We start from the raw sequence: 8,346 nt of genomic DNA, 5'->3' as shown, positions 1-8,346 counted from the left end.
CTAGTGCAGCTCCGCGTAAATCTTGCTGGCCTGGCTGGTGATCAGCCGATCCAGGCGGTGGGGTCGCCGGCGTAAAGCCCGCAGGCGCAGTTGAGGGCCTGTTCGGGCGTGCCGACGGACTCGCCACTCGGCAGGTAGGAGTCCTCGTAGGCGCCGCGGCTGTCGAGGTAGATCGCGAAGCCCCACTGGTCGGGCTGGCCGGTGTAGCGCAGCCGGCACAGCGGGTAGGGGGCCGCGTCGTCCGCCTCGTCGGCGAAGACGGCGTCGAGGTAGGCGAAGTCGCCGCGGTAGCGGATGGTCAGGTCGCGCAGCTGGGGCCAGCGGGCGGTGTGCTGGGTGCGCAGCCGGTGTTCCAGCACTACCCGGGCCATCTCGGGGATCTTCGCCACGTCCCTATCCTGCCCGCCTTGGCGTGTCGGACCCGCGCGCGGGTCTGCCCGGTTCTTCCCTGTCGTCCTGGAACTGTCCCTTCCAGGATGCGGTGGGTGCTCAGGTGGGCAGCTGGTCCGGCGGTCCGAGGGTGGTCCTCGGCGCCGCGCAGCGTCAACGGTTCAAGAAGCTCGCCGGGACGGTGAGTGCCCCGTTCGACCAGGTCAGACGGGCCCGGATCCTGCTGGACGCGGCCGACGGCCGGTGGGGGCCGGTCGCGCTCGGCCGCCGCCACGGCGTGCACGCGGACACGGTCCGCCGGCTGTGCGCCCGGTTCGCCACCGACGGCGAGGCCGCGCTCGTCGACCGGCCCCGCCCCGGCCGGCCGCGCCGCTACGGCCCGGACGCCCGGCTCGCGGTGCTGGCCGCCGTCACCGAGACCGCCCCACAGGCGGCGTCGCAGTGGTCGCACCGGCTGCTCGCCGAGCATCTCGCCCCCACGGTCGGGATGTCACCGGCGCAGATCGGCCGGGTCCTGGCCGATCTCGACCTCAAGCCGCACCGGGTCCGGGGCTGGCTCAACCGGCCCGCCGTCCCGGACTTCGCCGACCGCGCCGCCGCGGTCTGCGACCTCTACCTGCACCCGCCCGCGGACGGGGTCGTGATCAGCGTCGACGAGAAGACCGCGATCCACGCCCGCTCGCGGCGCCACCCGACCCGCCCGATCCGCCCCGGCTCCCCCGCCAGGCGCGAGTTCGAGTACGTCCGGCACGGCACCGTGTCGCTGGTCGCGGCGATGGACGTCGCCACCGGCGAGGTCCTCGGTGAGATCATCCCCGGGAAGAACAACTCGGCGAACTTCACCTGGTTCCTGACCAGGCTCGACGAGGCGATCGACCCGACACTGAAGATCTACCTGGTGATGGACAACGGGTCGAGCCACACCGCGCACGCGACCCGGCGGTGGCTCGCGGCCCACCCCCGGTTCGTCGTGACCTACACCCCGAAACACGCCAGCTGGCTGAACATGGTCGAGATCTTCTTCTCGACCCTCACCCGCCAGCTCCTGCGGCGCGGCGACTTCACCTCCCGCGACAACCTCGCCAACAAGATCCTCCACTTCATCGAGGTCCACGACCGCACCGCCAAGCCCTACCGCTGGACCTACACCGGCGAACCCCTCAAAGCCGCCTGACAACCCCAGCAAGACTTACGCGGGGCAGCACTAGTGACTTGTCTACACAGCCCAGCCACAGTTCGTGACGGCGCATCAGCGCTGTGTCGACTCGGCCACCTCGCCGACCCAGACCAGGCTCTACCACCGCCATGTGCCAGGGGCCCGGAACCAGGCTGGGAGCAGGGTCCCTGCCGGATCGGCGACAGGGTCCCCGCCGGATCGGCGGACGGGGTCCCTGCCGGATCGGCGAAGCCGATCTGGGAGGTCGTGATCTGGGAGGTAAGCGATCTGGGAGGTCAGGCTCAGCGCCCGCGGACCTCCCAGATCGACTCCGCAAGCTCCGTCGATCCGGCAGGGACCCCGGGCGGCGCCCGGGTGCGGGCGCGGAGCGTCCGGCACGGGATGTCTCAGTCGAGGCGGCGCAGCTCCTCGCGGAAGCGCTTGCCGTTCTCCACGTAGTGCTCGGCGGCGATGGCGATGCCCGCGGCGCTGGCGGCACCTTCGCGGATCTTGGCGGGGACGCCGAGAGCCATCGCGCCAGGCGGGACAATGCCGTTGTTGCTGACGACCGCGTTGGCGCCGACGATCGCGCCGGAGCCCACTCGGGCGTTGTGCAGCACGATCGAGCCGGAGCCGATGAGTGCCCCGTTCTCGACGGTGCAGCCCTCCAGGTGGGCGACGTGGCCGACCACGCAGTCGTCGCCGACGACCGTGCTGTGCAGGGCGGTGGTGTGCACGACCGTGCCGTCCTGGATCGACGTGCGGGCGCCGATAATGATCTTACCGGTGTCGCCTCGCAGCACCGCCCGCGGCCAGATCGATGACTCAGGGCCGATCGTCACTGACCCGATAACGGTCGCGTCCGGATGGACGTACGCCGAAGGGTCGATGTCGGGAACCTGGTCCCCGAGCGCGTAGATGGCCAACTCTGCCTCCGAGGACATGAGCGCCCGCGGCCGCGCGTTCGCGTGCCCGGCACGAATGTGACAGTGGGTGTGACAGCGGACCGCCACGTCCGGCGTCCCCAGCCATCTTGGCGCCTACCCGTTTTCGGACGCCCCTGAAAATGACGCGCGACGCTTTCCGCCGCCCAGCAGGGCGTGAAGCGCCGCCGGCGGAAGGGTCGCCGACGGCTGGACAGCGGTGCGTACCACTCAGGGAGCCCCTTCCCGGGCTGCCAGGAACTCACCGGTGAGCTCGCCGGTCAGGTCAACGGAGCTCGGCGATGCGGGCGCCGGGTGTGGGCATCTGCGGGCGGCCGGAGGTCGCGTCGGTGCCGGTACCGTCGTCGTCGTCGCCCAGACCCTCGACGTGGTCGGCGACCTCCTTGGGCAGCTTGAGCGGCAGGGGGTCGCGGACCGGCATCGCGTCGTCGCCGCGGACGACCACCAGCTGGCGCAGCGTCTCCTCCAGCAGCGGCGCCCGGGACGGGTCGAGCGCGCCGGGGCCGGTCATCACGGCGCGCACGAACCAGCGCGGCCCGTCGATCCCGATCATCCGGCCGGGGACCAGCTGGCCGGGCACCGGTGTCGGCAGCGCGAGCTCCAGCTCGCGGCCGTAGCGGCCGTCGACCGTGTGCGGCGAGCCGCCGTTCGCCTGCAGCTGCTCGATGATCTCGGCACGGACGTCATCCCACAGGCCCCGGGTCTTCGGGGCGGCGAAGACGGCCAGCTCCATGGCGCTGTGGCCGTCGGCGACGACCACGCTCATCGGCCGGCCCGACGTCTCCTCGACCTGGAACTGGATCTGCGCACCCTCCAGCGCGGGCACCCGCAGGGCCCCGACGTCGAGGCGGTGGATGTCATCACGCGGGGCGTCGTCGACGTCGTAGGGTCCCCGCGGGTTGTCGACCGCGCCGGCGTGCTCCTCGGGCTCCGGCTCCTCGTCGATGAAATCGGCCTCGTCGGCCTCCTGCCTGCGACGGCGCCCGAATGCCATGGCCTTCCCTCTCCTGCCTTCTCACCGAGCCAGTCCCGCTCGGCTCAACGAGCGATCACCCCGAATGGGTCCCGCCCCGGGCGGTCCCCGGGCCGGTTGACGAATCTTCGTGTCGTCGGCCCTGGTGCTCCTCCCCCAGGGATCCGCTAGCGCGGATCTCTGGGGACCCCGGCGCGGCCGAGGCCGCCCCCGGGGACGCCCGTCGAGCCGAAGCCGCCGTCGCCGCGCCCCGAGGCCGGCAGCTCGTCGACCTCGCGGAAGACCGCGTGCTCCACGCGCTGCACGACGAGCTGGGCGATCCGGTCGCCGCGGGACAACCGGATCGGCTCGGTCCTGTCCGTGTTGATGAGGATCACTTTGATCTCCCCACGGTAGCCGGCATCGACGGTACCGGGTGCATTGACCACGGAGAGCCCATGCCGCGCGGCCAGCCCGCTGCGCGGGTGCACAAAGGCTGCATACCCAGCCGGCAGCGCGATGGCGAGCCCGGTTCCGACGATCGCGCGCTCACCGGGGGCCAGTGTGACGTCCTGCGCCGTGACCAGGTCCGCGCCGGCGTCCAGGGGCTGGGCGTACCAGGGCAGCGGCAGCTCCGGGTCAAGCCTGCGCGCCAGCACCTCCACCGACGCGCGCCCTGCCTCGGTCCCAGGTCCCGGCAGGGGCGCCGCGACGCGGGGCGGCAAGCCCGCGGGGAGGGCCGGTCGGCCCGCGGGGGCGGCCGGTAGGCCCGCGGCCACGGCATCGTCGGCCACGGCGTCGCTGGTCGCGGCCTCGGCTGCCGTCGGATCGAGGGCGGTCATGGCGGCTCTCCTTCTGATCGGCCTGATCGGCCTGGTCAACGGGCGGGTGCCGACATGCGCGCGCCAGCCGCTGGTGGCGCGGCCGGCGGGACCCGCCGGCCAGGGACGATACTGGCTGCGCACACCATCACTGGGTGGGTAGGTAGGGCAACGGCGGCGTGCGCGGACGGCGCCACACCGACGGTGGGACGCGGAGACGACATCCGCGCGGACAGGGCACGAACGACCGGCGCCGCACACACGAGCGTCGAGAACACGGAGAGGTGCACGGTGGCGGGACCGGTATCCAAGGTCGGCTGGAAGATCGTCGGGGGAGCGGCCACCGTGGCGGGCGGCACGGCGGCCACCAAGAGCGTCAACGCCGTCTACCGGAAGGTACGCGGCGGCGAGCCGCCCAAGAACCTGGCACACCCGGACACGACCTGGCGGGAGGCGATGTTCTTCGCGCTGCTGTCGGCGGTCGCCGTCGCGCTCGGCCGGCTCGCGGCCGAGCGGGTCGTCGCCACCGGCTGGACACGCGTGACCGGCGGGCTGCCGCCGGGCATGGAGAGCAAGGAGCCGGTCGCGTCGACCGATTGAGGTCGACCGACTGAGACAGGGCCACGGCGCCGGCCTGGAACATGGGCCGGCGCGCGCTGCGGGCCCGCCCCCGGTCCCTGTTCGCCGGGGCGGTTCCGCCGGTGGCGGTTGGCGCCTCCCGACGCTGTCGGGGCGTCAATCGGGCGACCGTCAGCGAGAGGACGGAGATCGAGGTCACAAAACCTACGGCCCGACCCCCTTTGCCGGGGCACACTGCCTTTCAGGGGTGTTTCAAGCCGATGTCCACGGACTCGGCGAGAAGCGCGGCCTGACATCGGTGGGTCAGATCGGAGGAGTCGTGGCTGAACGAGGCGGCTGGTGGGGCAAGGTGGTGCACCGGCTGACGGCCGACGACGACGAGCTCGAGGCGGAAGACCTGCAGCGGGCGGCCCGCGCCGAGGGTGCGGTCCCGATCGGGGGCTGCCAGGACCATGAGGCCGCCTGCGTGGCCGGCACCGTCCGGTCAGTCACCGTGCGCACGCGGTCCGGTGCGCCGAGCCTCGAGGTCGAGGTGTACGACGGCAGTGGCTGCGTGACGCTCGTGTTCCTGGGTCGTCGCCAGATTCCCGGTCTGGACGCCGGCCGGTCGTTGAAGGCGACCGGCCGGATCAGCCGGGACGACCGGCGGACGACGATCTTCAACCCTCGTTACGAGCTGCTCCCGGCAGCCAGCCACTGAGCAGCCGCTGAGCAGCCGCTGAGCAGTCATCGAGGCGCCACCGCCACACCTGGTGCCGGCCTCGCCGTCGGCGGGGACGCACGCCGGGACGGTTACTCTTGCGGGAGCCGACCGTCCCCAGGAGAGTGAGCCGACCTACCCGATGCCAGGACTGTCCCCTCGAGGGAACAACGCGCCCGACGTCCCGCCGCCGGGCGAGGACGCCCCGTTCGACGTGATCCCGCTCGACGTGGCCGCTCACCGGGAGAGCCAGCGCCCGCGGACGGACGGCCAGGACCCGGCCGATGGCCGGGGCACGGCGAGCGCCGAGTTCAAGGTCTCGTTCAGCGAGGCGATCGGCGGGCCCCGCGGGATCGTCGACAGCTCGCTGCCGACGATCGCGTTCGTCGCCCTCAACAGCGCCGCCGGGCTGGCCTCGGGGATCATCGGCGCCGTGGTCGTCGGCGTCGCGATCTTCATTCTGCGCATGGTCCGCGGCGAGCCGAAGCAGCAGGCGTTCTCCGGGCTGCTCGCCGTCGGTGTGGCGGGCTACATAGCGTCCAGGACCGGCCGCGGCAAGGACTACTTCCTGGTCTCCATCCTGCGTAACGCGGGCGCCGTCGTCGTCGGGGTGGCCTCACTCGCCGTCCGCCGGCCGCTCGCCGGCTATGTGATGGCCGGCCTGGACCAGCGGTACGCCGACTGGCGCAACCACCGCGACACCCTGCGGGCGGCGAACTGGGCCACCGGCGTCTGGATCGTCGTGTATTTCCTGCGGTTCGCGGTGCAGGGTGTGCTCTACCTCGCCGACCGGGACGGATGGCTCGCGGCCGCGAACCTCGCCCTTGGGCTGCCGCTGTTCGGCCTGGCCGTGCTCGCGACGCTGGCGATCGTGCGCAAGCTCGCCCCGGCCTCCCGCTTCGAGCCACCGGACGCCGCCGAGGAGGGCCCAGCCGACGCGGTGGACCCGGTGGCCGACAACGTCGACCCATTCGCGGCCAGGGCCGCCGTCAGGGAGCCGTACGACGACTAGCAGGACCGGCCGCCGGGCTCCGGTCACCGCAAACACACAGCGGCTGTGACGTCGTTCTGGCGAGCCATGCGCGCAACCCAGCCAACGGTGGTGACGGCGCATCAGCGCTGGCGCCCGGGGTCCCTGCCGGATCGGCGACAGGGTCCCTGCCGGATCGCGAAGCCGGGGTCCCTGCCGGATCGCGAAGCGATCTGGGAGGTCTGCTGGAAGGTCTGCTGGGAGGTCAGCGATCTGGGAGGTCGGGCCTCAGCGCCCGAATGCGGCGCCCGGTGCTGGGCGCGGAGCGTCCGGCACGGGACCGCCCTATGAGATGGACGGCGGGGTCGCGCCGAAGAGGGCGGCGAGCTCGGCCTCCGCGTCGGTGGTGACGGCGACGGCGAGCACCTCGTCACCGGGCTCCAGCGTGCTGTCCGGAGACGGGACGACGGCCTGGCCGCCGCGCAGGATGACGACCAGCGCGCAGTCGCGCGGCAGCGAGATGTCGCCGACCGACTGGCCGGCGACCGGCGAGTCCGCCGGCAGGGTGAGCTCGACCAGCGACGCATCGGACTGGCGGAACTTCATCAGCCGGACCAGGTCGCCGACGCTGACCGCCTCCTCGACGAGCGCGGTCAGCATCCGCGGGGCCGACACCGCCACGTCGACGCCCCAGCTGTCCGTGAACAGCCACTCGTTCTTGGGGTGGTTCACCCGGGCCACCACCCGGGGCACGCCGAACTCGGTCTTGGCCAGCAGCGAGACGACCAGGTTGACCTTGTCGTCACCCGTCGCCGCGACCACGACCGCGCAGTTCTCCAGCCCGGCCGACTCCAGCGACGACAACTCGCACGCGTCCGCCTGCAGCCAGCGCGCCTTCGGGAGCGACTCCGGACGGATCTTGGCGCCGTCCCGCTCGATGAGTAGCACCTCGGTGCCGTTGTCGAGGAGTTCGCTCGCGATCGACCGGCCGACCTTGCCTGCGCCGGCGATCGTCACCACCTGACGCGTCATGACCCTCAGACCCCCTTGGGTGGGTTGGCGCGCACGGCCGCCTCGGCCTCGGTGACGCGCTTGCGGGCCACGGCGGCGTGCAGGATGTCGCCGTCCTGCACCATCGTGCGCCCGTCCGGGATGATGCCCTCGCCGTACCGGGTCAGGCAGGCGACCCGGATGCCGGCCGCCTGCTCGATCTCCTTGACCGGCCGGCCCGCCCAGCTCTTCGCGGGGGTCAGCTGGGTCATCAGGGCGGCGCCGGACGGGTGGGTCCACTCCGGGGTGACCGCCTCGGGCAGCAGCCGGGCGAGCATCTGGTCGCGCGTCCAGCGCACGGTGGCCACCGTCGGGATGCCGAGCCGCTCGTAGACCTCGGCCCGGCGGGGGTCGTAGATCCGGGCGACGACCCGTTGGACGCCGAACATCTCCCGCGCCACCCGGGCGGAGATGATGTTCGAGTTGTCGCCGCTGGACACCGAGGCGAACGCCTCGGCCTTCTCGATGCCGGCCTCGATCAGGGTGTCCCTGTCGAACCCGACACCGGTGACCTTGCTACCGGTGAACGACGGCGGCAGTCGGTGGAAGGCACTGGGGTCCTGGTCGATGACGGCGACACCGTGCCCGAAACGTTCGAGCTCGATCGCCAGCGCCGAGCCGACCCGGCCGCAGCCGAGGATCACGACGTGCATGGGGCGAGAGCGTAGCGGTGCCCGATGCCCTGGGTCGACGGACCGGCGCCGTCACGCGGGCGACGCGTACCTGTCGCGCCCGCGGCGCCCGTTCGCCGCGCTCCGCGGGCTATGCCGCGGGTCACATGCCG

At 72.4% G+C, this 8,346-nt stretch carries 11 protein-coding genes; 5 read left to right on the top strand and 6 right to left on the bottom strand.

What is annotated here, in order from left to right; translation table 11 throughout:
* Positions 1–41 precede the first annotated feature (41 nt).
* Positions 42–389: a hypothetical protein gene (locus QOZ89_RS35340; protein ID WP_071049086.1), complete on the bottom strand. Its 348-nt coding sequence runs from the start codon at positions 387–389 to the stop codon at positions 42–44.
* A 104-nt stretch (positions 390–493) separates the two neighbouring features.
* Here QOZ89_RS35340 and QOZ89_RS35335 point away from each other — a divergent pair, with 104 nt between their 5' ends.
* Positions 494–1,564: an IS630 family transposase gene (locus QOZ89_RS35335; protein ID WP_241841751.1), complete on the top strand. Its 1,071-nt coding sequence runs from the start codon at positions 494–496 to the stop codon at positions 1,562–1,564.
* 389 nt (positions 1,565–1,953) lie between these two features.
* Here the strand turns inward: QOZ89_RS35335 and QOZ89_RS35330 are convergent, their stop codons facing one another.
* The 3 genes from QOZ89_RS35330 to dut form a co-directional block, all read right to left on the bottom strand.
* Positions 1,954–2,472 carry a gamma carbonic anhydrase family protein gene (locus QOZ89_RS35330; RefSeq protein WP_312628178.1) on the bottom strand — a complete coding sequence of 173 codons (519 nt, stop codon included), beginning with the start codon at positions 2,470–2,472 and terminating at the stop codon, positions 1,954–1,956.
* A gap of 283 nt (positions 2,473–2,755) precedes the next feature.
* On the bottom strand, positions 2,756–3,484 hold the full coding sequence (locus QOZ89_RS35325) for a DUF3710 domain-containing protein (protein WP_071052909.1): 729 nt from the start codon (positions 3,482–3,484) through the stop codon (positions 2,756–2,758).
* Positions 3,485–3,630: 146 nt separating this feature from the next.
* Positions 3,631–4,284 carry a dUTP diphosphatase gene (gene dut, locus QOZ89_RS35320; protein ID WP_312628175.1) on the bottom strand — a complete coding sequence of 218 codons (654 nt, stop codon included), beginning with the start codon at positions 4,282–4,284 and terminating at the stop codon, positions 3,631–3,633.
* Between dut and QOZ89_RS35315 the strand changes: the two genes are divergently transcribed.
* The 4 genes from QOZ89_RS35315 to QOZ89_RS35300 all read left to right on the top strand — a co-directional run bounded on the left by QOZ89_RS35315 (position 4,283) and on the right by QOZ89_RS35300 (position 6,554).
* Positions 4,283–4,426, top strand: a complete 144-nt coding sequence (locus QOZ89_RS35315) for a hypothetical protein (RefSeq protein ID WP_157910604.1) — start codon at positions 4,283–4,285, stop codon at positions 4,424–4,426. The genes dut and QOZ89_RS35315 overlap by 2 nt on opposite strands.
* 128 nt (positions 4,427–4,554) lie before the next feature.
* The gene (locus QOZ89_RS35310; RefSeq protein WP_312628173.1) at positions 4,555–4,863 is read left to right on the top strand and encodes a DUF4235 domain-containing protein; all 309 of its coding nucleotides are present in this window, start codon (positions 4,555–4,557) and stop codon (positions 4,861–4,863) included.
* A gap of 298 nt (positions 4,864–5,161) precedes the next feature.
* Positions 5,162–5,542, top strand: coding sequence for an OB-fold nucleic acid binding domain-containing protein (locus tag QOZ89_RS35305; protein WP_071052908.1), 381 nt, complete (start codon positions 5,162–5,164; stop codon positions 5,540–5,542).
* A 142-nt stretch (positions 5,543–5,684) separates the two neighbouring features.
* Positions 5,685–6,554, top strand: coding sequence for a DUF3159 domain-containing protein (locus tag QOZ89_RS35300; RefSeq protein ID WP_312628169.1), 870 nt, complete (start codon positions 5,685–5,687; stop codon positions 6,552–6,554).
* 303 nt (positions 6,555–6,857) lie between these two features.
* Here QOZ89_RS35300 and QOZ89_RS35295 read toward each other — a convergent pair whose 3' ends face one another.
* Both QOZ89_RS35295 and QOZ89_RS35290 read right to left on the bottom strand, forming a co-directional pair.
* Positions 6,858–7,544, bottom strand: coding sequence for a potassium channel family protein (locus tag QOZ89_RS35295; RefSeq protein WP_071052907.1), 687 nt, complete (start codon positions 7,542–7,544; stop codon positions 6,858–6,860).
* Between the two features lie 5 nt (positions 7,545–7,549).
* A complete protein-coding gene (locus QOZ89_RS35290) occupies positions 7,550–8,215 on the bottom strand; it encodes a potassium channel family protein (protein ID WP_071052906.1) in 666 nt (221 codons plus the stop codon).
* Positions 8,216–8,346: the final 131 nt, after the last annotated feature.

Origin of the sequence: Pseudofrankia coriaricola, from assembly GCF_032027725.1 — a bacterium.
Taxonomy (GTDB): domain Bacteria; phylum Actinomycetota; class Actinomycetes; order Frankiales; family Frankiaceae; genus Pseudofrankia.
Note: the sequence above shows the minus strand (reverse complement) of the source record. Positions and strands in the feature narration are given on the sequence as shown.